General features: G+C 25.1%; 20 protein-coding genes. 14 read left to right on the top strand and 6 right to left on the bottom strand.

Annotated features, from left to right (window positions below; all coding sequences use genetic code 11):
- Nucleotide 1 precedes the first annotated feature (1 nt).
- From IC758_RS19880 to IC758_RS19865, 4 genes are all read right to left on the bottom strand, one after another.
- On the bottom strand, nt 2-619 hold the full coding sequence (locus tag IC758_RS19880) for an HD-GYP domain-containing protein (RefSeq protein WP_227861013.1): 618 nt from the start codon (nt 617-619) through the stop codon (nt 2-4).
- A complete protein-coding gene (locus tag IC758_RS19875) occupies nt 616-1182 on the bottom strand; it encodes a hypothetical protein (protein ID WP_227825006.1) in 567 nt (188 codons plus the stop codon). The genes IC758_RS19880 and IC758_RS19875 overlap by 4 nt, the downstream gene beginning before the upstream one ends.
- A 101-nt stretch (nt 1183-1283) precedes the next feature.
- A complete protein-coding gene (locus IC758_RS19870; RefSeq protein ID WP_227825005.1) occupies nt 1284-3413 on the bottom strand; it encodes a type IA DNA topoisomerase in 2130 nt (709 codons plus the stop codon).
- 197 nt (nt 3414-3610) lie between these two features.
- Complete coding sequence (locus IC758_RS19865; RefSeq protein WP_227825004.1) at nt 3611-4174, bottom strand: DUF3267 domain-containing protein; 564 nt, start codon at nt 4172-4174, stop codon at nt 3611-3613.
- A 1260-nt stretch (nt 4175-5434) separates the two neighbouring features.
- Between IC758_RS19865 and IC758_RS19860 the strand changes: the two genes are divergently transcribed.
- The 6 genes from IC758_RS19860 (at nt 5435) to IC758_RS19835 (ending at nt 9493) form a co-directional block, all read left to right on the top strand.
- Entirely contained in the window at nt 5435-5719 is a 285-nt protein-coding gene (locus IC758_RS19860; protein ID WP_227825003.1) for an SLOG family protein, read from the top strand.
- Between the two features lie 30 nt (nt 5720-5749).
- Entirely contained in the window at nt 5750-5977 is a 228-nt protein-coding gene (locus IC758_RS19855; RefSeq protein WP_227825002.1) for a hypothetical protein, read from the top strand.
- Nucleotides 5978-6132: 155 nt separating this feature from the next.
- A complete protein-coding gene (locus IC758_RS19850; protein WP_227825001.1) occupies nt 6133-7032 on the top strand; it encodes a hypothetical protein in 900 nt (299 codons plus the stop codon).
- 90 nt (nt 7033-7122) lie between these two features.
- Nucleotides 7123-7368 carry a hypothetical protein gene (locus IC758_RS19845; RefSeq protein WP_227825000.1) on the top strand — a complete coding sequence of 82 codons (246 nt, stop codon included), beginning with the start codon at nt 7123-7125 and terminating at the stop codon, nt 7366-7368.
- A 28-nt stretch (nt 7369-7396) separates the two neighbouring features.
- The gene (locus tag IC758_RS19840; RefSeq protein WP_227824999.1) at nt 7397-8371 is read left to right on the top strand and encodes a hypothetical protein; all 975 of its coding nucleotides are present in this window, start codon (nt 7397-7399) and stop codon (nt 8369-8371) included.
- 264 nt (nt 8372-8635) lie between these two features.
- Nucleotides 8636-9493 carry a PolC-type DNA polymerase III gene (locus IC758_RS19835; protein ID WP_227824998.1) on the top strand — a complete coding sequence of 286 codons (858 nt, stop codon included), beginning with the start codon at nt 8636-8638 and terminating at the stop codon, nt 9491-9493.
- A gap of 25 nt (nt 9494-9518) precedes the next feature.
- On the opposite strand, the gene IC758_RS19830 is transcribed toward IC758_RS19835, so the two are convergent.
- Complete coding sequence (locus IC758_RS19830; RefSeq protein WP_227824997.1) at nt 9519-10589, bottom strand: hypothetical protein; 1071 nt, start codon at nt 10587-10589, stop codon at nt 9519-9521.
- A 206-nt stretch (nt 10590-10795) separates the two neighbouring features.
- On the opposite strand from IC758_RS19830, the gene IC758_RS19825 reads away from it, so the two are divergent.
- The 8 genes from IC758_RS19825 to IC758_RS19790 all read left to right on the top strand — a co-directional run bounded on the left by IC758_RS19825 (nt 10796) and on the right by IC758_RS19790 (nt 23765).
- Nucleotides 10796-11317 (top strand): single-stranded DNA-binding protein, encoded by a 522-nt coding sequence (locus IC758_RS19825; RefSeq protein WP_227824996.1) that lies wholly within the window; start codon nt 10796-10798, stop codon nt 11315-11317.
- 149 nt (nt 11318-11466) lie between these two features.
- On the top strand, nt 11467-12840 hold the full coding sequence (locus tag IC758_RS19820) for a CHC2 zinc finger domain-containing protein (RefSeq protein WP_227824995.1): 1374 nt from the start codon (nt 11467-11469) through the stop codon (nt 12838-12840).
- Between the two features lie 103 nt (nt 12841-12943).
- A complete protein-coding gene (locus tag IC758_RS19815) occupies nt 12944-14587 on the top strand; it encodes an AAA family ATPase (RefSeq protein ID WP_227824994.1) in 1644 nt (547 codons plus the stop codon).
- 57 nt (nt 14588-14644) lie between these two features.
- Complete coding sequence (locus IC758_RS19810) at nt 14645-16588, top strand: VWA domain-containing protein (RefSeq protein WP_227824993.1); 1944 nt, start codon at nt 14645-14647, stop codon at nt 16586-16588.
- Between the two features lie 153 nt (nt 16589-16741).
- Nucleotides 16742-19000 (top strand): DNA polymerase III subunit alpha, encoded by a 2259-nt coding sequence (gene dnaE, locus IC758_RS19805; protein WP_227824992.1) that lies wholly within the window; start codon nt 16742-16744, stop codon nt 18998-19000.
- Nucleotides 19001-19738: 738 nt separating this feature from the next.
- The gene (ltrA, locus tag IC758_RS19800; RefSeq protein ID WP_095903720.1) at nt 19739-21640 is read left to right on the top strand and encodes a group II intron reverse transcriptase/maturase; all 1902 of its coding nucleotides are present in this window, start codon (nt 19739-19741) and stop codon (nt 21638-21640) included.
- A gap of 214 nt (nt 21641-21854) precedes the next feature.
- Nucleotides 21855-23459, top strand: a complete 1605-nt coding sequence (locus tag IC758_RS19795) for an OB-fold nucleic acid binding domain-containing protein (protein WP_413927335.1) — start codon at nt 21855-21857, stop codon at nt 23457-23459.
- 105 nt (nt 23460-23564) lie between these two features.
- Nucleotides 23565-23765, top strand: coding sequence for a hypothetical protein (locus IC758_RS19790; RefSeq protein WP_095903721.1), 201 nt, complete (start codon nt 23565-23567; stop codon nt 23763-23765).
- Nucleotides 23766-23825: 60 nt separating this feature from the next.
- On the opposite strand, the gene IC758_RS19785 is transcribed toward IC758_RS19790, so the two are convergent.
- Nucleotides 23826-24410, bottom strand: a complete 585-nt coding sequence (locus tag IC758_RS19785) for a hypothetical protein (RefSeq protein ID WP_227824990.1) — start codon at nt 24408-24410, stop codon at nt 23826-23828.
- Between the last annotated feature and the right edge of the window lie 8 nt (nt 24411-24418).

The raw sequence follows: 24418 nt of genomic DNA, 5'->3' as shown, positions 1-24418 counted from the left end.
ATTATAATAGTGTTTTTTCTTTATTAAATAAGTCTAAGAATAATAAAAATTTAATTGAATATTCTTCATCAAATTGTATATTTAGGTTATTAAATATTTCAATTTTTATTTTTTCATAACTAAGTTTATCTTTATAGCTTCTTTTATTGTTCATAGCATCATAAGCGTCAATAATTAAAATTATTTTGAGAATTTCATACAACTTACTATATCTTAAAAAGCAGAGGTTTTTATGATGAAGTCTAATAAGAGTATTAATATCTAAAGACAAAATAGGAGATTTGAACTCAGTATGTCTTTTTATATATAAATATTCATCTTTAGATAATTTATCTTTTTTATACAACAATTTAGGATCTAATGTCAGCTTGCCAATATCATGGAGTAGACAACCTTCAATTAAAGTTATTTTTTTATCTCCACTTAACATTAATACCTGAGAAAAGTAAAAGGCGAGCTCCTGACATCTAAACAAATGGTAAAATGTTTCTCTATGTATAGAGAAGAGTTCTAATTTAGATATTTTATTATAGATATTATAGTTTTTAATGTAATTAATTTCTTTTATCAATAAGATTACTTCATTTATTGTAGAGATTTTTTGATTTTCTGCTATCAAGTATTTGAATCCTTTCTTATAAGAATAACTTTATATTTCTTTCTCAATATATCGCAGGAGTTAGTATTTTTACCAGCTATAAGTAAGATATCATCTCTTATATAACATTTTCCAATAAATTTTATATTTATTTTATAATTATCTAATAGCTCATTCATCTCTTTTAAGGTGTTATTAATGACCCATTTATGCGTATTGAATCTAATAACTTTAACTTTTCTCCTATTAAGTTCTAATAAAGATTTTTTAAAATCAAGCTTAATAAAATCAGCTATTTTATCTTTATCTGAAGATATATCATAGTTTAAATTTTTGAATATATCTAAATCAAGTAAATTCATGCTTAAATGTTTTGTTGGGGCGAAAAAAATAGTTAGAGGGGTAATTCTCTTAGTACTAAGCACAATAATAATTAATATAGGTTGCATAGTTAAATAAGAACCTAAACCTTTAAATATATAAAGTAATATAAATAAAAAGATATTTAATCCCATATATAAATTTAATGGTTTTTTTAATGTATTGTTTGCTATCTTAAGTAAAAATAATCTAATATAAAACATATTTTTCCTTTCTATCTATATTTAATACAATGTTTGTTTCACGAGAAACCAATAAATAAAATAGAAGTAAAATTTTACTTCTATTTTATTTATTATTATTTTTAAAATTCCATCTTCCAACTAAAAAAGCCAGTATCTTTATCTAATCCATAACTTAGATAAGCTGTATATTTTGAGCCTTTTTTACTAACAAGATCTTTAAATTCAACCTTTCCTTCTTTCAGTAATTTTTTTACCATAGTAGGGGTTACTTTTTTACCTAATGTTTTAATATATTTATCATTTTTCCAGATTGCATATTTACATCCTGTTTTCCAGTTGCTACATCCAAAATTTTTATCATTTTCAATAATATCCCCCTGACAAAGTGGGCATTTCCCAATTACAGGTTTAGTGAATTTTTTATTATTTGAAGTAGGAAGAAGTAATGTAGAATTATCATTTTTTATTAAACTTACAGCATTAATAGTAAAATCTTTTATAGTGTTTAAAAAATCTTCTTTTTTACAAAGTCCCTTTTCTATATCCAAAAGGGTTTTCTCAAGTTTACCTGTATATTCTAAGTCAAGTAATTGTCGAACAGGAAAGTTCTCAATTAAGCTAACTCCTAAACTTGTGCAAGAAAGGCTCTTTCCCTTAGTTTCCACATATCCAGTATCTTTTAATTTTTTTATAGTGTCTGCTCTTGTAGCAGATGTCCCTATACTAAATCCACTCAAGACGGATTCCATTATTTCATTTGAATCATCATCATTTTTAAAACTTTTTCCACAAGTTTGCATAATTTTTAGTAGAGTCTTTTCTGTATGTGGTTTAGGTGGTTTTCTTACAACTGTACCTATACTAACATCTTCTATACCTAATATGTCATTTTCATTTACACCAGGTAAAAGAACATCTTTAGCATCTCTTTTTTCTATTTCTTTCCAACCAGTAACTATTTCTATCTTTCCTTTAGATATAAAACATCCTTTTAAATCGTCAACTAAAACTTTTATTATAAGAGTAGTCTCATCATATTCAGCCATGGGCATAAATTGCATAAAGAATCTATTTTTTATTTCTGTATATACTATGCTTTCATCAGGGGTTAGGTCTTTAGGAATTATATAAGTTGGAATAATTGCACTATGACTTTCAACCTTTGAATTATCAAATATCTTTTTGCTATCATTAAATTTAATTTTATCTTCAAAAGGCTCTCCCTTTTTTAGAACATTTAGTACTCTTTCAGCTTTTGATTTTAAACTTTCCTCTAATGCGATACTATCTGTACGTGGGTAAGTTATATATTTATTTTCATATAGAGATTGTGCGACTTTTAAAACTTTGTCTGAGGTCCAATTATTATATTTACTTGTAACATGGCCTTGTAACCCAGATAAATTAAATAGAGAAGGAGCTTTCTCCTTTTTTCTTTCAACTTCTTTATTTAATATCTTACCTTTTTGTCCTTTTATCAAAGCAACCAATTTTTCTGGAGTTTTTTCGTCATCAAACTTTTCATTATTATTTTCGTCATAATATACTCCTTCTAAAAATTCATTTTTATTAGTATTAAATGTTGCCAATAATTTGTAATAAGTGCTTGTAACAAAATTTTCTATTTCTTTATCTCTATCATAGATAATTTTTAAGGTCGGAAGTAGAACTCTTCCTATATTAATTGTTTTAGTATTCCCATTTCGATATTTTAGGGTTGATACTGATGTCAGATTTATACCTATTATCCAATCTGCTAATTGTCTGCTCATACCTGCATCTTGGAGAGGTTTCATATCTATATTATTTTTTAAGTTTTTCATACCTTTGCTAATTTCTTCTGGAGTCCATTCATTTAAAAGGATTCTCTTTATTGGTTTAGTAGCTTTTAAACAAGTCAAAATTTCATGTGAAATTAATTCTCCTTCTCTATCAAAATCGGTTGCAGATATTATCTCATTAACATCTTCACGATTTATCAATTTTTTTATTATATTTACTTGTTTTTTTACATCCTCTTTAGATTTATATTTAAATTTATCTGGGATGAAAGGGAAATTATCCATTTTCCAGATAGACATGGCTTCATTATAATCTTTAGCATCAAACAATTGAAATAAGTGACCATAAGCCCAAGTTATTATATAATCCTCTCCTTCAAAGTAACCATCTTGTCTATTTTTAATATTAAATTTATCAGCAATATTTTTAGCTACTGAAGGTTTTTCTGCTATAAATATTTTTTTCAATATTTTACCTCCTAATTATAAAAAAATTATATATTTTTAAGAATATATAATATACTATAAAAATAATATTTTTTTAATAGAAAAAATTGAATTATGATTAAAAAAATAAAAAATTTTAAATTATATATTATTATAAAAAATAATATATAATTTAAATAAAAAATAATACTATAAAAAAAATAATACTAAATTTAGTATTATTTTTTTATATAAATATTCATAATAGTCCCCTCTTGAGAAGAATAAGAATAGTTTATAAGGATATTTTTAGATATGTAATTATGGAATAGTTTACTGGAGAGAATAAAGTCTCCTGTACTTCCCATCGAATTTAAAACTAAGTTTATTTTTAATATCTCTGATATAGTTTTAAAATAAAATATACAAAAGAAACTAATTATAGTAATTAATACAAGTGGAGCTAATAATATTATGATTGTTTGAATCTTATTATATAAAATAACTTCATTTGATTGGTATATTACTATAGAACCTATGTGTTTATCATATTTAATTTTTATTTTAGCTTTACCATTACTAAAAAAATTAAAAAATAATATATGTATGAGTTCATGTATAATTACTGTACCAATAACAATTGTAATAAAATAAAACAACGACTTTGAATTGATATTATTTATAAGATATTCAAAATCATTAAATAATATATATCCAGTAACAATTAAAATATTGAATATTATCCCTAAAAATATATCTAATTTACCTATATTTTCTTTGCTTATTTTTGATATTTTATTCATTGAAATTACCTTTCTTTTTTTTATAATATGCAAAAGGTAATTTCTTAATAACTATCATTTATTTTTTTTAAATTCAAGGAAATTTTGAAAAAAAGAATCAAAAATAACAACTGTAAGTAAAGCTTCTGTAGAAGAATCACTAATTGCTGAGCTAAGATTTAGTACATTTCCTGAAACATTTATTTTAAATATGGAAGAATCTACTAAAAAGTTATTTAACCTTGAATATATATAAAGGACAAATAAAATAAGATAAAATATGAATCTAATTTTACTAAACTTACTAATTCCAGAATTAGTGTTATATACAAACCAATAAGAAATTAAATACATTAATATTAGAACAACTAAAACAGATAAATAATATAACGATTTCATTAAACTTTCATATTCTAAAGAATCCTCTGGTATAGTATTAAAGTTTGGAGTCAAGAATATAAACAGAAAAACACATGTTAATAATATTAGGAAACAAACTATTAATAAACTAAAGAATATAATGTAAGAGTTTAGTTTCTCATTTGGTTCACATATAAGGTCCTTTTTAAATTCTTTCAAAGAAGAATAGAAAGAAATAAAAAGTAACATTAAGTATAAAAACGTATAATTTACACTTAAATAACCAATAAAGGGATTGTAAATAAATTCTGTCACAATAATAGCGAAAAGAACTAATGGGAAAATCTGTTTTAATATGATTAAATATTTTTTATGTAATGACGATATGTTTCTTGATCTTTGTATATATAACAGATATAAATATACTATCAAAAAAGCTATAAACTGAACTATAAGAAAGCTAAAAACAGATAAGAGTTTTTGTATTGTAAAATTAGGATCATCTTGAATAGTTTTATATAATGAGATTGCTATCCTCTTAAAAAATTTATTTTGTAGTAAAAACTCTATAAAATAATATAAATGTGTAAGTAGTACATAAAGTATTTCTAAAAATGTAATAATTGAACAACCCAAGAAAGCATAACCTAATTTATTTTCAATTAGATTAGTTCTCTTAAATTCACTCAAACATTTTAAAATAAATAATGAAAATAAAATGTTTAACATGTCTAATATGTTCCTTTCTATAAAATAAGATATATTAAAACACTAATTGTTCTTCTAAAATATGGATATTTATAGAACTTATTAACCATTTCAATATAATCTATTTAATTGTACTATATTTATTTTCTTTTGTATGGAATTATTAAAAATAAATTCTATATAATAAATAAAAAATATAAGGAGTTGGTTATATTGCTACATTTAGAATCTAAGGAAAAAACATGTGCTTTTACAGGGCATAGGCCCAATAAGTTATATGGAGATAATTTATTGAATAGAAGATACCAAAGGTTGGCAAAATTATTAAGAATACAAGTAATAAATCTTATAGAATTAAACAATGTAGATACTTTTTTCTCAGGTGGAGCATTGGGGTTTGATACTATTAGTTTTTTTACAATAGAGTCTTTAAAAGATAAATACCCTTATATAAAGAATAATTTAGCTATACCTTTTGAAAAACAATCTTTTAAATGAAATTCTTGTGATAAGGATAGATATGCAAGAATGTTAAATAAAGCAGATGAAGTTATATATGTTGATAGGCTTGATTTATATAATAAAAAAGATACCTATAATTATAAATATCAAAAAAGAAATGAATTTATGGTTGATGTCTCTTCTTTTACAATAGCATGTTTTGATGGTAGTAAGAGTGGGACATTAAACTATTTAAATTACGCAAAAGAAAGAAATAATAAAATTTATTTAATTAATCCTAAAGCTATACAATAAAAATATTTTATATAAACAATAAATATACTATAATAATATTAGAAATATTTATAAAAAATATAAAAAGAAGGTGTTGGCTTATTGTTAGGGGAAAAAATAATAAAAAAATTAAGATTATATCACTAATCTTAATTTTTTTATTTAGTAGCGTTCTTGTGGGATGTGATAAGTATATAAATTTTAAGTTGTTTATTCTTGATAATAAACAAGATGAGGAAAAAAAGGATATGTTTATACAAGGTATTAATATACAAAATAGTAATACAACAGAACAAGACTTAATTAAAATAAGCAATGTTATAAATAATGTTTTTAATAAGTTAGCAGACAAAGATTTTTATTATTCACATTTTTACGATTCATATAAGTATTATGAACCTGTTAATAGCTATTTTGAAGAGAAGTATTTTAATAAAATCATATCTGAAAACAAGAGCCCAATAAAAGAAGTGATTGATGCAATTTATTCTAATGAAAATGAATACTTTAAAGAAGCAAAAATCGTAGCTATAGGAGAGGATGTAAAAAATAAATTTGCTGAAATAGAAATAGTATCTTTAGGAGATTCAGAATTGTTTAATGTAGAAAATATGCGAATTGATTTTAATGATAATTTTCAAATTATAAATTCTAAAAAAATATCTAATAAAAAACAGATACAATATACTACAAAAGCATTAGATAAAGAAAGCTTGTTATCAAATACGAATGATATATTCCTTAAAGAATTTAATAAGTTTATAGAACCATTGAGAAATAGAAAGTTATTTGAAGAATTTAATTTGAAATTAAATTCAGATGTAAATATAAAAGTAGATGCTATGCTAAGTAATCTTCAGTATGAAGATATTGATAAAGATACACTGTTAAATTTTTTTACATTAAGTAGAGGAAGCTTCAATAATTATAAAATAGTAAAATACTATTTTGATGATAAGGAGGCTATGGCTAATTCAAGATATATAATAAAAATAGTTAATAAAAATAAAACAAATTCATTTGAAATTCTTTTCAGTAGGATTTCAAATAAAATAATAAAAATAACAGAGCTTTAAAACTTTATAATGGGCTATACAGATTATAATTATTTTATTAAGGAAAATTTCTATAATATATTAAAATTTATTATAGAAAGGAATTTAATAATGGAAAAAGAAAAAATAGATAAACAAGAAGTAATAAACAAAAAACTAAAAAAAGTTATTGAAGAGATAATTATTCAAGAAGAAGATTACTTTTCAGATAAATTTAATGGAAGGGATTTTAAGGAAATAAGGAAACATAAAAATCAAGTTTCTCAAATTGTTTTGGGAAATGAATTATTAGTAGAATATTTAAAGGCTTTTATTGTAGATGGGATAGATATGTATTACTACTTAAAAAAGAAATAATGTGGTTATAGGAGGAATAGAAAAGAGAATGAATAAAAGAAAAATTTTTAAGATAATAACATCTGCTTGTTTAATAAGTGTTCTTGTTTCTGGGTGTACTAATACAAAAAAGCTTTCAAGTTCCGAAAAAACAAAAGTAATGAATAAGATTTATAATTATTCTTCAACAGAAAAGGAAGGGCTTGAAGGGCTTGATGATTTGATTAAAAACAATATAGATCAATTTAACATAAAAGAAAGAGATGAGATGATTAATATCTATATAAGCAACATGTTTAATTTTATGGATAATTTAAATAATAAATTATATTGTTTAGGGTTTGAATTAGAAGATGTTGTAGAGAAATACAAAATTAATGTAAATGATGAAGCTTCCTTTAATTCCATTCCAAAAGAGTATGCTACAGTTAAAGGATTTTTACAAGAAGTTAAATCTAAAGGTTTCTCCCTTGAGGCTGAAAACGAGAATTCAAACTATACTATTACTGTTAATTTAGAAAAAGTAAATGAGAAATATGGTAAGTACATATCAGAGTCTCTAAAAAGATACTTAGAATTTAATAGTTATGAGATAAACTCTAAGATTCAAGTTATAGATGATAATAAAAAAACAGTTAATATGGATGAAGTTGTAAAAAGAATCAAGAAGATAGAAGCTGGAATGAATATAGATAAGAAACAAAGTTATGAATTTGCAGATAAGTGGACCAGCTCTCTTGAATATTATTACAATATATTATTTGGAGTAAGTCACAACTATTTTATAGAAACAGAGTATGTTAACAGTAATATACTTAAGCAATATAAAGATATAATTGAATCAAATAAAAATACTGATATGTCTAAAAAGCTTAGTAAAGTTGTAAATGTATTAGAGAAGAATAATAGAAAATTTGATAGCAATACAAAAACTCAAATTGAAAATATAATAAATGAAATATATACAAAAGATATAAAAGAAGCTATAGATAAAAAATATCCAGAGCAAATAAATAATAATTAATAAATAGAAAAGATAATATTTTAATATTATCTTTTTTTTATAAGATTTATATAAAAAGTACTAAAAAATATAGAATTTTATATTTTTCATTTAAATACTATTAAATAATATATTATTTAATAGTATTTAAAAATAAAATAATATTTTTAATATTTTTTAGAAATATATTATTAAATAATATTAAAAATTATATAATACAAAAAATATAAGTATTAAATTATTTAAAGTATCAAAAAAGGTGTTTAATTAGAGGAGGTTTTTTTTATGAGTAAAAAAGGAAAATTAGAAATAGAAATGCTTAATTACAATGAATTTGTTGTGGTAGATATAGAAACTACTGCATTTTCTATACAAAAAGGTGGTAGAATCCTTGAAATAGGAGCTGTTAAAATAAAAGATGGGGAAATTGTAGACAACTTTTCTACTTTAGTAAATCCTGAGTTAAAGATACCGAAGAAAATAACAGAACTAACAAAAATAACTAATGAGATGGTTAAGGATGCTCCTTATATTGGGAATGTATTACAGAGATTTAATGAGTTTATTAGTGATAGTGTAATTGTTGCACATAATGCATCTTTTGATTGGGATAGGTTTTTAAAACCTGCTTTAGCGACTATTGGAATTAAGTCAAACCATAAAGTTATGGATACAGTAAGTTTATCTAAGTTTACTTTTCCAGATAAAAAAAAGCATACTTTGATAGATTTATGCTCTTATTTAGAGGTAACATTAGAAAAAAACCATAGAGCTATAGATGATGCTATTGCAACTGCGAAGTGTTTTTTGAAATTAAAAGCTTTAAATGCAGATAAGTTAAATGATAATCTTCAAGTAAAATTTTTTGATGAAATTAATTATGATGAAAGTATAGAAAATTGTAAAAGTATAGTTATTAAAAGAGTTAAGTATTGGGAGAAAAACAAAATGAAACGCTTATATGTTAATTTCTCAAGTGGTGTTAATAGAGGAGAAGCTTATTTTAATATATTAACTAAAACTTGGCATATTAAAAAATTTGATTTACAAATAGATGTTAATCTTATAAATAAAGAAGTATTAAAATTCTTAGATTTAGAAAATATAGATGATTTATGTAAATATCGAAACAACTTAAAATAAAAAGACTGCTTTTTAAGCAGTCTTTTTATTTTAGTATAGGCATAAAAAAGATTTTGTCTGTATTTATTGTAGCTATTAAAGTGTTACTTCTCAATTCAAATATTTTTAATTCCTTTAAATCTTCATTGGAATAAAGATATCCTTTAGCACTAACTGTATTATATGTATTTGGTGTCTTATCTGAGTCTTTATTTGTATCATTTAAAGTTGTTTTAGTTTTAGTGGTTGAGTTACCTACTTTAACGGCATAATGAGATTCTATTAAAGCAGAATCTTTTTCTACTTTATCCATAAAATAAACTTCTAAATCTCCACTATATTGTGTTACTGGTAATACCTTATTGTTATTAAGTTTATAGACACTGTTTATATATAATGTATTTGGATTTACTTCCAATATAATTGATCTATTATTATCATATCCGAAATTGTTAAAAATAGTAAGACCATTTTTAGTAAGGGATATAAATTTAGTCTTCTCTCCAAGGTTTATAGTTTTATTAACTTTATTTGTTTTTAAATTTAAAGAAGTTATTAAATTATCTTTAGAGTATATCAGATTATCTTTAGAAACTAAATAATTATCAAATTCTCTTTCATTAATATAATTTTCTTTATTTTCTTTTAAAGAGATAGTTTTATAAGTCCCATTAGAATTAAAAACTATATAATTATCAGAAAAGTTAAAGTTTAAAATTTCAATATTATTTTTTAGCTTATAAACATTATTTTTAATAATTTTACCTTTTTTCTCTTCAATGCTATAGAAGTTACTGTTGTTATAAACCATTAATTTTTTCAAATTTGTATCTCTTGAATACATTGTATTACCTAAACTGCTTAATTGTAGACTATCAACTACTTTCTGGTTTGAAGTTTTAATCAAATCAATTTTCCCATTACAAGTACCTGTTAGAATATATTCAGCTTTTTTTATCCCCACATCTCCATATTGGACATCTGTCATATTCTCATTAAAATTATTTTTCTTGATAAATAAAAAAACTGTAATACATATTATAAATAAGAATAGGAGACTAATTGCCAATAATATTTTTTGCTTATTTTTTTCAAATAAATATTTGAAATTATCCATTAAACACCTCCAAAAGTTTTAAATAGGAATTATTGCTTAAAGACCTTATATAATTTAATACATTATAGAACTTAGTTCAAAATTATATAATAAAAAAATGAATAAATATCTATATGTTTTAGGAATATATATTTTTTTAGAATCTATAATGAAAAATAATATTAAAAAATGGTTTTTAAAAAAAATATAAGAAAGAGGGTATTAATATGAACGAAAAAAAATATAATTTTAATTTCTATGGATTTGAAAAAGTAGGAGAAGCTTTAGTAGCATACATAGAAGGGTGGACTTGTAAATATAAAGATAAAGAGAACTTTGTAGAATTTCGAAAAGTATCAACAAAGAATGGAGAAAAACTTGTTGCAAATATGGAATTAAGTGCAAAACTACCTCAATCAGTTGCTAAATTTTATTTAGGTGAAGATTTTGATAAAGAACAACACTATATTAAAGTTACAGCTTGGGGTCAAGTTGCAGAAAGATTACAAAAATTTAACATAAATGAAAATATGTTATTAGGAGTTATGGGAAAAGTAAAAGTAGAAGAATATCAGAAAAAGGATGGTACATTATTCAAAAAATTAGTCATCACAATATCAAATTTTAATTGTGTGGCTAAAAATAAAAATACAGAAGGAAATAATGCTTCAGAGAACTTTAATAATATGAAAAATGATGTGATAGAAGCAGATTTCGAAGCAATAGACGATGATGATATACCATTCTAAGATTAGCTAAACAAAAACAAACAATTTAAATTGTTTGTTTTTGTTTTTTATAGTCAATATATATTGCTAAAAAATAAAACAAAATATATACTAAATAGTATAAATGTGTAAAAATATTCGATATAAAAATCTGAAAGGGAAAATAGTTTATGAAAAGGAAAGATTTTATAAAAGAGACTATTGAATTAGTTAGAGAAGTTGTTGGTATAGATGAAATTGAATCAAGAATGGACCTAAAAAATGGAAAAGGTTTATGTCCTTTCCATCATGATAAGAGAATAGGATCTTTTTCTGTTTCTAAAAATAAGAAAATATTTAAATGTTTCAGTTGTGGTGTTGGAGGAGATATTATCAAATTTGTTTCCTTATTTGAAAATATAACTTATGTTGAGAGTGCATTTAAAATAGCACTTGAAAAGAGGTTAATCTCAGAAGAAAAATATAAGCAAATATTATCAAAAAAACTTTCAGAATCAGAGAATTTAAAAATTGAAAAAACTTACATAAAACAAAATCTTATTGAACATCAAAGCAAAAAAGCTGATAATGAAATATTAAATAAAATCTATTCTTTGTTTATAAAAGGTTTTGATTATTTAGGTAAAAATAGATTAAATGAAGAAGATGTAAAACATCTTAAAAATAAAAGAGGGCTGACAGATAAAGAAATCGAAGATACAGGTTATTTTTCTTTCCCGAATAGATATATATTAAAACCTTTCTTAGCTGACTTAGAAAAGAATAACATTAAATTAAGTACATTAAATAATATACCAGGTTTTTTTTATAACGAGAAAAATAATCGATATGACTTTACTACTATAAAAGGAGGAGGTATTGCAATTCCAATTAGGAATGAATTTAAACAAATTGTTGGAATACAGATAAGAAAAAATATGGTAAATAACCATGAGAGTAGATATATTTGGTTTTCCTCTGCTTTTGCTCAAGAGAAAGAAGGATATAAATTTGGAACATCTGCTGGTGTGTCTATAGATGTTATTTATCCAAAAGAATTAAAGGTAAAAACTATTTTTATTACTGAGGGCCATTTTAAGGCTAAGAAAATAGCAAAAGAGTATAATAGTATAGCAATATCAATTCAGGGCGTTTGTGCTTGGGGTAATATTGTAGAAGTAATTAAGAATATTCAAAAAATATATAGTGAGGTAAATTTACCTTATATTTATATCGCTTTTGATGCAGACATGGGATATAATCTTGCTGTTTACAAACAAGCCCTGAAGTTAGGAGAAGCTTTGCGAGAAATAGAAAATAAAAAAATATTTTACGTTCTTTGGGATAGTGATTTTGGCAAAGGAATTGATGATTTAATTGATAATGGAAAAAAAGATATGGTTGATAAAATCTCATTTGGTGAAATGAATACTTATTATAATAAGTATATAGAAATGTTAATATCATTATTTGGATCAGATGAAAAAAAATATCCAAAGGAAACAAAAAAAGAATTGTATGAACAAATAATATTGAGACAACTTAAAAAATATAAAAATATATAAAAAAAATAGGGAGAGAAAATTATAATTTTCTCTCCCTATTTCTATAATATACCATGATTAAAAGGATTTAGATTATTAAAATCTTAAAAAAGGGGTGCTATTTATGGAAAAGGTATCAGTTGTACATAGTTATAAGGATTTAGATTATATAGAGATAGGAGCAAAAATTACATTTAAAAAAGATCCAAAAAATAAAATGGATGAAGATGCAATAATTGCATTTTTTAAAGAAGATAAAATAGGTTTTATATCTGCACAACCAAAAACTATGGGTGAAGGCACTGTTTCAAATCATGATATAGTAAATAAGGTAAAAGACGAATTTTATGGCATAGTAGTTGATCATCAAGAGATAAAAACAAATAAGATAAAAAGAATTTTAATAGTTGAAATACAGTGTGATTCTGAAAAACACAATAAACAAGATGAAATTATAAAAGGGTTAATACTAAAAGTAAAAGGAAGCATAAAAGAATGTAAGAAAAAGATGGAGGTTATTAATCAATTTAGAAGTGGAGAAAAAATATTTTTAAAAGTTGGATTGGAAGATGAAAAGATAATATTACTAAAAAATAATGAAAAAGCTGGTATTGTAGAGGAAAAAAGCTTTCCTAAATGTTCTTCTGTTAATGATATTAAAGCATTAAAAGCTATTTTAGAATCAAATATTGACATAGGATTAGCTGAAATATATAAAACTGAAAAAACAGATTTTTATGTAGCTATTGATTTTAATTTAGAAGAATATAAAAGTATAATTAATAATGCTTTAAAAGAAGAAAATGGGAAGATAAAAGAAAAATTAATTAAAAAAGGATTTAATAAAACTATATTAGATGAGATAGAAGATTATTTATTAAATAATAATTTTAAGACTGATTTAATTCAAAAAATATTTAATACTTACAAAAAATATGGTAAGAATGTTTCTCATAGAATTCCTAAAGAAAATCCAAATTATAAAGACAATTCTAATAATCTAAAAATAGGTTGTTCTGCAATTAGAAACAAGTGTCATATACTCTGTTCTGGAGAAAAAGGTACAGGTAAAAATGTTTTTGTAGAAACTATGGCTTGGATATTCCAAAGACCTTTATACTCTATTTCTACGAGTAAAGAGACCGATAAGTTTGACTTATTAGGGTCAAAGAGCGTAGATACAACAGTAGACGAGAATGGAATCTCAAAGAGCACTATAGTCTTTGAACCTGAAGTACTTCTTGAAGCTATGGAACAAGGTGGAATTATAAATGTAGATGAAATAAATTTTGCTGATCCAGGAGTGACAGCTCTACTACATTCTATTACCGACCATAGACAAGCGATTGAAGTACCAGGCTATAAACAAATTAAAGCTGAAGAAAATTTTATTGTAATAGGCACTATGAATATCGGATATGAAGGGACTTCTGATTTAAATGAAGCCTTATCTGACAGATTTGTAGATATATTATTTGAACCTAATAATAGCATATACTCTATTTTAAAAGATTCTTGTCCTTGTGTTAAAAAATCAGATTTATTAATCGCTGATGAAGTTTACACAAAGTTGACATCTCTGATAAAGGGTACAAATGCTGATTTAGACGAAAGTTGTATGAGTATTAGAGGTTTTATACATGCAGTGAAGATGAGTGAAGATTTAGAAAGCATAAAAGAAGCTTTAATTGTTGGAGTTGCAAACAAAGTAAGAGATACCGAATATAGAGAAAATGTTAAAGAAGTAATAGAACAGATATGTGCTTAAAACAAAAACCACTTAAGTGGTTTTTGTTTTATAAAGATAAAAGGGGAGGAATGTTATATGAATAGTTTAGAGGTAATGGGAAGAAAGGATATTATTAAATTTTGTGATTCATATGGGATTAATAAAAAATTAAAATTTTTAGCTACTTTGATAGATGAAAAAATGGAACAATTTAGTTTGTTTTTAAAATTAGGTGGAAGTACTTATACGGATTTTGAAGATGTTTTTATAGGTATCCCAGAATATATGGAAGGGGAAACAAAGGAAGTTTTGTTTTCTATTTGTAAAGCTTTAATTGGGCATGAAGTTTCCCATAAAAACTATACACCAAAAGAAGAGTATGGAGGTTTTATAGAAGAATTTAGTTTGTATTTTAAAAATAAATATAAACTGAGTAAAAATAAAACTGAAGAAGTTGGAGCATTTATAATAAACTCAATTGAAGATGGAAGAATAGAAAGATTATTATCTTTAAATTACCCAGGCATAATTAAAAATTTAATTTTAATGAGAGGTTTCTGGTGGAGAGAACAACCAATAAAAGATAATAACAATGAATTATTTGACACTTTATTTTGTATTACAACAATTTCAACAATGGGTATTTTACCAGAAGATTATATTAAACATTATACAAATGAAAATATAATAAATAATATAAAGCTCTATTGCCCTAAAGCTGTAAATTGCAATAACTTTAGTGATTGTTTAAAATATGCATGGGAATTAGTCTATTCTATAGAAGATTGGTTGGTATCAGAAATAGAAAAGCTTCCTGAACATGATAATTTAATCAACCTAAATAGTGGTTTTTCAAAAATAGGTAAAAATATAGATGGAAGTATGAAGAAATATGAGGAATGTGAAAAAGAAAGTACAGAGAATAATATACATGGAGCATTTAAATCGGATGATAAAAAACAAGAACTTGGTGAAAGTACTAATAAGTTGGAAAGTAGCACTAATGATGAGAATAGAGCTAATGATTTTGACTTAAAAGAACTTGTAGATAAAATAATATCAGAGTCTAAAGATTTTTTATATAAAGAATCTAATTCAGCAATAATCCAGGCAGAAAAAGAAGATATATTAAAAAAAGAAAAAGATAAAAAGGATGAACTGGATGCAAAAGACTCATTGAGCCAAGAAAAAATGAAAGATATAGAAAAATATTATAATAAGTTATTTAAAGATAATAATTTCCAATTTATGGATAATCTTAATATGATAAATTACAATTATGAGAAAGTAAGTGCTAAAGGAGATATTTTAACTGAGTCAAAGAAATTAAAAAAAGAGTTAAGTAAAATAATTATAGATCAAGTAAAGATAAATCCTAAAAATAAAAAAAGAGGATTATTAGATACTAATGCTATTTGGAAAATGCAAAATAAACAATATGACATATTTAAAAAAAGATATTATGATAATAAAAAAAATCATGTATTTTATGTTTTGGTTGATGGAAGTGGTTCTATGACAGGTGAAAAATTTAAAGAAGCGTATAAAGCTACAGCTATATTGGAAGAAGCTTTAAGTGAGTTAGTAGCACTAAAAATAGCACAATTTAATGTGACTAATAACATAAATCATCATATAATTAAAAATTTTAATGAGAAAAAAGGGAATAAGAGTTTAGCTTTCTTAAAAAATAATAAAGCAGAAGGATGTAATTTGGATGGATATTCAATAAGAGTAGCATTAGAAGAATTAAAAGAACGAAATGAGGACAAAAAGATTTTAATTATTTTATCTGATGGTCTACCATATGTTAATCGCTTATATGGAGGTAAATTAGCCTTAGATGATGTTAAATGTGCTATAAGAGATGGAAGAAGAGATGGTATATTAATTTTTAATATAATGTTTGGTAATAAGAATGAAAGAGAATCTTTAGCTAACAAATTCTTGTATATGTATGAGAAAAGTATAGTTTCATGTGAACCTTATCAGATTCCAACTGAACTATTACGAATAGCTAAAAGAGAATTATTAAAATAATATTAATTAATAAAAAATTATTAGAGCTAATCTAATAATTTTTTTTATGGATTTTATAAAAAAGTACTATAATATAAAAATTTAAAAAGTATATTAATAGATAATTTTTTTATAAAAAAATTATTAAATAAATTTAAAAAGGGAGGAACTTTTATGTATGTTAGTCTTAGCAAAAAACAATGTGAAAAAATTAAAATTAAATTAAAAGAGGAAAAACAGAAAAAAGATAATAGTACTTCAAATTATTTAAATTTGATTGAGAATGATGGAAAGATAGAGGTATCTTTACTAAATAGTAAAGAGGTTTTATTTGTTTTAAAAAAAGAAAAGTTTTTTAAGGGTAATTTCATAAAAAATAATATATTTGATTATAGGAACAATTTTATAGGAGAGTTTGTTGATGAAAAATTAAAGGTTATAACTTGTATTAGGTTACATGGACACACAGAGTATTCTCTTCTTGATTCAATAGTAAGAATAGAAGATTTAGTACAAGAAGCAGAATATTCATGTTCAATTACAGACCATGGAGTAATGTATGGCTCAATTAATTTTTACAAACAGATGGTATCTCAAAATAAAAAACCTATAATTGGATTTGAGGCCTATTCTGAGAGTATAGATGGGAGTATGAATAAAAATCATTTAGTTCTTTTAGCTAAAGATGAGGTTGGCTATAAAAATATATCTAAATTATGCTCTATGGCCTATAATAACTTTTATAAAAGACCACAAGTTAAATATAGTTGGTTAGAAGAATACAATAAAGGTGTTATAGTTTTATCGGGATGTATAGCTGGAGAAATACCAAGAGCAATAGCTGATGGAAACAATAAATTAGCAGAAGAAGTCGCACTGAAATTAAAAGAAATCTTTAAAAATGATTTTTATATTGAGATTCAAAGACATGATATTAAAAATGAAGGGAAAATAAATAAACATTTAATATCATTGGCTAAGAAGCTTGATATAAAAGTAGTAGCTACTGATGATGCTCATTACTTAAAAAAGGAAGAATTTTTGATTCATGAGACCCATTTATGTAACCAAACAAAAACAACTATGGATGATCCCAAAAGATATAAATTCTCAGGGACAGGATATCATGTACATAGTTGTTTTGAAATGGAAGAAAAATATAAAGATATTCCTGAAGTTTTATTTAATACATTAGAAATTATGGATAAATGTAATTTGAATTTTGATTTTGGGAACAACATATTACCTGTCTTCCCAAGAGAAGAAGAACAAAATTTAACTGATGAAGAATATTTTAAAAAGCTTTGTTATAAAGGCTTTAAAGAAAGGTTCTATGGTAGTCCTAAATATGAATCATTTGAGTATAAAGAAAGATTAGAATATGAAATAAAGACAATATGTGAAATGGGTTATCCAGATTATTTTCTAATTGTCTGGGATTTTATTAATTTTGCTAAAAAAAATAATATACCTATAGGACCAGGTAGAGGAAGTTGTGTTGGATCTCTTGTTGCATATGTATTGAAAATAACAGAAATGGACCCTATTCGTTATGAATTGCTATTTGAAAGATTCTTAAACCCAGATAGAATTAGTATGCCTGATATAGATGTGGATATTGGAGATGAAAGAAGAGATGAAGTAATTAATTATGTAAGAAAGAAATATGGTAAAGATAGAGTTTCAAAGATTATTACTTTTGGAAGGATGGGAGCAAAAGGGGCTATAAATGATACGGCAAGAATTTGGGGTAAAAGTACAAGCTTTCGAAGTGAAATTAGTAAATTAATTCCTTTAAAACCTAATATTACAATAGATGAAGCTTTAGAAGAATCAACTGGGCTCAAACAACTTTATGATGGGAATTTAGAAGTTAGAGAAATTATAGACAAGGCAAAAAAAATAGAGGGACTTCCTAAAAGTAAGGGAATTCATGCATGTGGAATAATAATAGCGAGAGAATCAGTCACTAATTTCTGCCCACAAATTATTGTAAACAATAAGGATACTGGAGAAAAAGAATGGGTTACTCAGTATACAATGGGAGAGTGTGAATCTATAGGGTTGCTCAAAATGGATTTTTTGGGTCTAAAGACAATGACAATTCTATCTGAATGTATTGATGATATTAATAAGAATTATAATAAAAACCTAAAAATAAATAATATACCTGTAAATGACATTGAAGTATATGAACATATTTTTAAAGGAGATACAAGGGGTGTTTTCCAGCTTGAAGGTCCAGGTATGACAGGGTTTATGAAAAATCTGTTTCAAGATGTTCCAGCTTTTTTAAATACTATTTCAAATAGTTCCTTATCAAAAGAACAGATTGAAAAAAAGAAAGAAGAATTTGGAGATGTTTTATTTGAAAGACTAATCGCTGGAATAAGTCTTTATAGACCTGGCCCCATGGAAGGTGTGAAACGTTAGAAACCCCAATAAGGTTTCTCAATATAATCGCCTATTGGTAGATTATTATTGAACTTATATATCGAAGAATCAAATGATAGGGTAACGCCTTGAAGGGTTCTCGCTAATCTCCGACTTGCGTTCTTAAATGCAATTTTAAGAAGGTTTGAAGCTCGGTGAAGTAAAGACTAAGTATACCCTAACTATTCCACTTTAGAATAGAGGCAAAAGGCTCAGAGGTGAGCAATGTATACAATGGTATGGGTGTCAATGCCTATATATGGTGAGAATGTTGCTTAAACATAGCAACTGACGAACTTCCGAATGTACGGACTTTGAAATGGGACTTTACAGAAATGTAGAGGGGAGCTATTAATGCTTCGATTACCGAGGTTGAGTACGAATCTTCCAATAGAAAGACCTTGCAATGTTACAGGCATTGGAGAGTAATCAAGTCTATAGGAAGCACCTAAGTATAGGATAATGATAGATATATAGGAACGTTGAAAGCTATGAATTGTGGAGGGATTGCACCCAACGATACAAGTTTATTGGAAAACTCCTTACTGAAAGGTTTTGAGTATAACAATAATTAATCATAGTGAGAGTGTTGCCACAGTACCTAAGAAGCGATGATAACAAGTCGTGGAGGGATAGGCAATAGCCTGTGGGAAATCCTAAAAATATTCAATAAAATAAACATAGCTTCGAGTATGACAAAGAGAACCTAAATCCAATCTGAAAAGGAGGATGGTGTCTATGTTGACTTCAAGGAAAAAGAACAAAAACAAGAGTTTAAAAAATAGGAAAATCAGAACGACTGAATATTACAATATGCAAGAAGTAACTGATGACCTATACCAAGATAGTCTAAAAGGCAAAAACTTTAATAATCTGATTGATATTATATCGTCAGAGGAAAATATTAAAATGGCTTATAGAAATATCAAAATAAACACAGGCAGTAATACAGCAGGTGTTGACGGACTAACAATTAAAGATATAGCTACACTAAATGATACAGAATTAGTCAAAGGCATTAAAGATAGGTTGAATAACTACAACCCAAAAGCAATTAGGAGAGTTATGATACCAAAACCAAATGGTAAAGAAAGACCATTAGGAATACCTTGTATATGGGATAGATTAGTACAACAATGTATCCTACAAGTATTAGAACCTATATGTGAAGCTAAATTCCATAAAAATAGTAATGGATTTAGACCTAACAAATCAGTTGAAAATGCAATAGCCCAAACTATGAAGATGATACAACAACAGAAATTATTCTATGTTGTAGATATAGACATTAAAGGATTTTTCGATAATGTAAGTCATAGTAAGTTGAAAAAACAACTTTGGACTATGGGAATAAGAGATAAGAACCTTTTAATAATCATTACCAAAATGCTTAAAGCAAAAGTTCAACTTCCAAATGGAACAAGAATAAGTAATGAAAAAGGAACTCCACAAGGAGGAATACTATCTCCCCTACTATCAAACATAGTTCTTAATGAATTAGATTGGTGGATAGCAAGTCAATGGGAAAATGTTCCTACTAAAAAGGAATATAAATGTGCAGTACATTCAAGTGGTGTAGTAAACAAAGCCCATAAATTTTCAGCTATTAGGAAAACTAAACTTAAAGAAGTCTTCTTCGTAAGATATGCAGATGATTTTAAAATATTTTGCAAAAACTACAATGATGCAATCAAAATGTATCACGCAACAGAAGATTTTCTAAATACAAGATTAAAGTTGGAAATCAGTCCAGAAAAATCTAAGGTTACAAACCTTAAACAAGAAAAATCAGAATTTCTTGGATTTGAAATTACAACAAACCTAAAAGGTGATAAACGCATAGTAGTATCTCATATGTGTGATAAGGCAATTAAGAGAGTAACTAACGAACTTAAAGAACTTATCTATCAAATTAAACATAGTAGTAAAAAACAAAGATATGTACTAATTAGTAAATACAATTCAAAAATTATCGGAGTTCATAACTACTATAAAATAGCAACCTGTATAAACTTAGATTGCTGTAAGATACAAAATGCTGTAAACCTAAAATTCTTTAACGCTATTAAAAAGGAATATTCCAGAGATGGAAACTCACCAAATGGATATATTGGTAAGAATTATGGTAAATCTCGACAAATGAGATATATCGCAAACAAACCAGTTGTACCAATAGGTTATATTAAAACTAAAAATGCAATGCATGTTAAAAATATAATCAATAAGTACACTCCAGAAGGTAGAGAAGAAATCCACAAAGCATTATCAAGTGCAATAGATATGAATATTCTACACAGACTAATGAACCAAAGTATAGTAAATCAAACCATAGAATATATGGATAACAGAATTTCTGTTTATACTATGCAAAAAGGAAAATGTTCTGTGACAGGAAATAAACTCGAATATGATGATATACATTGTCATCATAAGAAACCAAGGAAACTTGGAGGAACAGACGAGTTTAGAAACCTAACAATAGTATCAGTAAAAGTGCATAGATTAATACATGCTACTAAGAAAACCACTATTAATAAACTCTTAACCGAGTTAGATTTAAAACCAGAACAACTGTTGAAAATTAATAAGCTAAGAAAGTTAGCCGAGAATGAAGAAATCAAAACAATTACTTTATTCTAAAAGATATAACAAAGCCAAATAATATGAAATATAGAAGTTAAAGAAATAAGATTATAGGTCAAAAACCTTGAAGTGTGTAAATTTATTGAATAATAAATAAAAGGATAAGTCCAAGGTGGAACGCCGTATGAAGTGAAAGTTTCATGTACGGTGTGAGGTGGGGGAAAGAATGGAGATATTAGAAATAATATCAAAATTTTACCTATCACCATAAATTCCTAATTATATAAATAATATGATAAATCCAGAACAAATTCATTACGATACTCCTAAATTAGAGCCAATTTTAAAAAATACTTATGGGATAATTATATATCAAGAGCAAGTTATAAATACTGTCATTGAACTTGCTGGATTTTCGAAAGGTCAAGGAGACTGGATTCGTAAAGCAATGGGAAAGAAAAGAGATGAAATTTTACAAGAGTATGAGCCATACTTTATATATGGTTCAGGAGATGCAGAGGATAAAATAACTAAAAAGCCTTTAAATATAGTTGGATGTATAAATAATAACATTAGTGAAGAAGTAGCTAAATCAACTTGGAACAAAATGGAGGATTTTTCTAAGTATGCTTTTAATAAAAGTCATGCTGGGGGATATTCTTTACTTTCATATCAAACTGCTTGGGCTTCTCATTATTATCCAGTTATTTTTATGAAATCTAATTTAAATGTATATATAACAAATACGAATAAATGTAAGGCGTTTTTAGCATATTGTTCAAGAAAAAATATAACTGTATTACCTCCTTCAATTAATAAGTCTAATAAGAAATTTTCAGTTGAAAATAATTGTATAAGATTTGGATTTCAAGGAATAAAAAACTTAGGTTATTCCTCAGAGCTTATTATTAAAGAAAGAGAAAGTGAGAGAGGTTTGTTTAAAACTTTCCAAGATTTCATTGAGAGAATGGTTAAATATCAAAAAACAGATAAAAGAGTCATAGAAAATCTAATATTTGCTGGAGCTTTAGATTGCTTTAATGATTCTACAAGAAAAGAAAAATTAGAAATACTTCCTTTTATATTAGAATCTTCTAAATTGGATAAAAAGAAAAATATACAAGGTCAAATTAGTATATTTGATACAGAAGATCTTTCAGATATAAAAGTAATAGATATCCCAAGATTAGGAGAATTTACTAATGACTATCTTCTTGAAAAGGAAAAAGACGTTGCAAACATATATATATCAGCTCATCCTTTAGATGATTTCAAAGATGTATTAGAGAAAGAAAAAGTAGTAGAAATTATTGACTTAATATCTGAAGAAGATGAAGAAGAAGAAAATCAAAATAATCTAACATGTTTGATTGATGGGATTGTTGAAGTAGCTGGGGTGGTTAAAGATGTAGAAATAAAATATTCTAAAAAAAATAAACCTTTTTATATATTTAACCTTGAGGATAAAACAGGAGAAATAAAATGTGTATGTTTCAACAAGTTAAAAAATGAAGATAACATAGTTGATAAAAAGAAGATAATTGCAAAAGCAAAATTATCTTGCAATAATTTTGGATATCAATTAAATATTTTAAGTTCAGAGAACTTAGATTCAAAGGCTAAGAAGAATAATTCTATTTTAATAATAGGCAATAAAAATAGAATTGAAGCTGTAAAACAGTGGAGATATCTAAAAGATTTTATAAATAAGAATGAGGGGAATAGTAATGTATATTTTAAGTTTGATGGTGTTGAATATCCCTTTAAAAATAAATTAGATTTGTCTTGGAAAAATTTATATGATCTTCAAACTGTATTTGGAGAAAATAATTGCAAATTAAATATAAATATGAAAAACAAAGTACATGTTAATTAACATGTACTTTGTTGTATTTAAAAAAATTATTAATTATAAAAAAACACATATAATAAATTAACTTTTAACTAATAGATAATTTTTATAAGAAACGAGGTGTAAGGTATGTTGTTTAATATAATAACGGAAAGTGGATGTATGTACAGGAATGTAAAAGTCATTTCTTCAAGAGGGTTTGCAAGAGATAAAAAAGATGTTAAAGGTGCATTAAAATATGAAAAAGGAATTACTCTTTTATCTCCAGTCTACATGAATAAATACATAGAGAATAAAAATGTTTATTCGATAGAAGAAGTAGAAGAGTAGAATACATTTAAATATATTTTTTCAAATAAAAAAGTTGGTTAATTTTAACCAACTTTTTTATTAATCATTGCATATCATATCTAAATCTATGTCTATGTCTAATTCTTCATCAACTTCTTGGTATTGCATAGATTCTTGTTTTTTATTAACTTCTACATCTTCATGAATTTCTTCTTTTTCCTCTTGTTTAGTTTCGACTTCAATATTTAATTCCTCTTTGTTTTCTATTGCTTCTTCTTCTACTACTGTTTCTTCTACTTCATTATCTTTTAGCTCTTCTATCATTACTACTTCTTCTAAATGATTTTCTTTATTATATATAATACTATTTATTCCTTCAGATAAGCTTTTTAAATCCACAGAAATAGATTTTCTTAAAACTTCTTCCAAATAGAGTTGAGTTTCTGAATCACTAATGTCAGGAAATCTTATTTTTAATAAACTTTCTCCTAATTCATATGCATTCATAACTGTTGTTAGAGACAAAGAATTAGAAATTTTATTTCCTCTTATAATCATTTTGCCTAACTCTTGAGACTTGTTTAGCTCCTCATTTCCTTCTAATTCATCTAAAATTCTGTTTAATTCAGTCTTATTTGAAATAAAAGTAAAAGCACAACTGTTTCGGATTTTTTTATTTTTCATTTGCATAA

The organism is Clostridioides sp. ES-W-0016-02 (assembly GCF_020641035.1).
Classification (GTDB): domain Bacteria; phylum Bacillota; class Clostridia; order Peptostreptococcales; family Peptostreptococcaceae; genus Clostridioides.
This window is presented reverse-complemented; position numbering and strand designations above follow the sequence as displayed.

Bases quoted from the DNA above. Each gene is read 5' to 3' on its own strand.
- IC758_RS19875 (WP_227825006.1), bottom strand. From the start codon at position 1,182: ATGTTTTATATTAGATTATTTTTACTTAAGATAGCAAACAATACATTA.
- IC758_RS19865 (WP_227825004.1), bottom strand. From the start codon at position 4,174: ATGAATAAAATATCAAAAATAAGCAAAGAAAATATAGGTAAATTAGAT.
- IC758_RS19855 (WP_227825002.1), top strand. From the start codon at position 5,750: ATGTTAAATAAAGCAGATGAAGTTATATATGTTGATAGGCTTGATTTA.
- IC758_RS19845 (WP_227825000.1), top strand. From the start codon at position 7,123: ATGGAAAAAGAAAAAATAGATAAACAAGAAGTAATAAACAAAAAACTA.
- IC758_RS19840 (WP_227824999.1), top strand. From the start codon at position 7,397: ATGAATAAAAGAAAAATTTTTAAGATAATAACATCTGCTTGTTTAATA.
- IC758_RS19835 (WP_227824998.1), top strand. From the start codon at position 8,636: ATGAGTAAAAAAGGAAAATTAGAAATAGAAATGCTTAATTACAATGAA.
- IC758_RS19830 (WP_227824997.1), bottom strand. From the start codon at position 10,589: ATGGATAATTTCAAATATTTATTTGAAAAAAATAAGCAAAAAATATTA.
- IC758_RS19825 (WP_227824996.1), top strand. From the start codon at position 10,796: ATGAACGAAAAAAAATATAATTTTAATTTCTATGGATTTGAAAAAGTA.
- IC758_RS19820 (WP_227824995.1), top strand. From the start codon at position 11,467: ATGAAAAGGAAAGATTTTATAAAAGAGACTATTGAATTAGTTAGAGAA.
- IC758_RS19815 (WP_227824994.1), top strand. From the start codon at position 12,944: ATGGAAAAGGTATCAGTTGTACATAGTTATAAGGATTTAGATTATATA.
- IC758_RS19810 (WP_227824993.1), top strand. From the start codon at position 14,645: ATGAATAGTTTAGAGGTAATGGGAAGAAAGGATATTATTAAATTTTGT.
- dnaE (WP_227824992.1), top strand. From the start codon at position 16,742: ATGTATGTTAGTCTTAGCAAAAAACAATGTGAAAAAATTAAAATTAAA.
- ltrA (WP_095903720.1), top strand. From the start codon at position 19,739: ATGTTGACTTCAAGGAAAAAGAACAAAAACAAGAGTTTAAAAAATAGG.
- IC758_RS19790 (WP_095903721.1), top strand. From the start codon at position 23,565: ATGTTGTTTAATATAATAACGGAAAGTGGATGTATGTACAGGAATGTA.
- IC758_RS19785 (WP_227824990.1), bottom strand. From the start codon at position 24,410: ATGAAAAATAAAAAAATCCGAAACAGTTGTGCTTTTACTTTTATTTCA.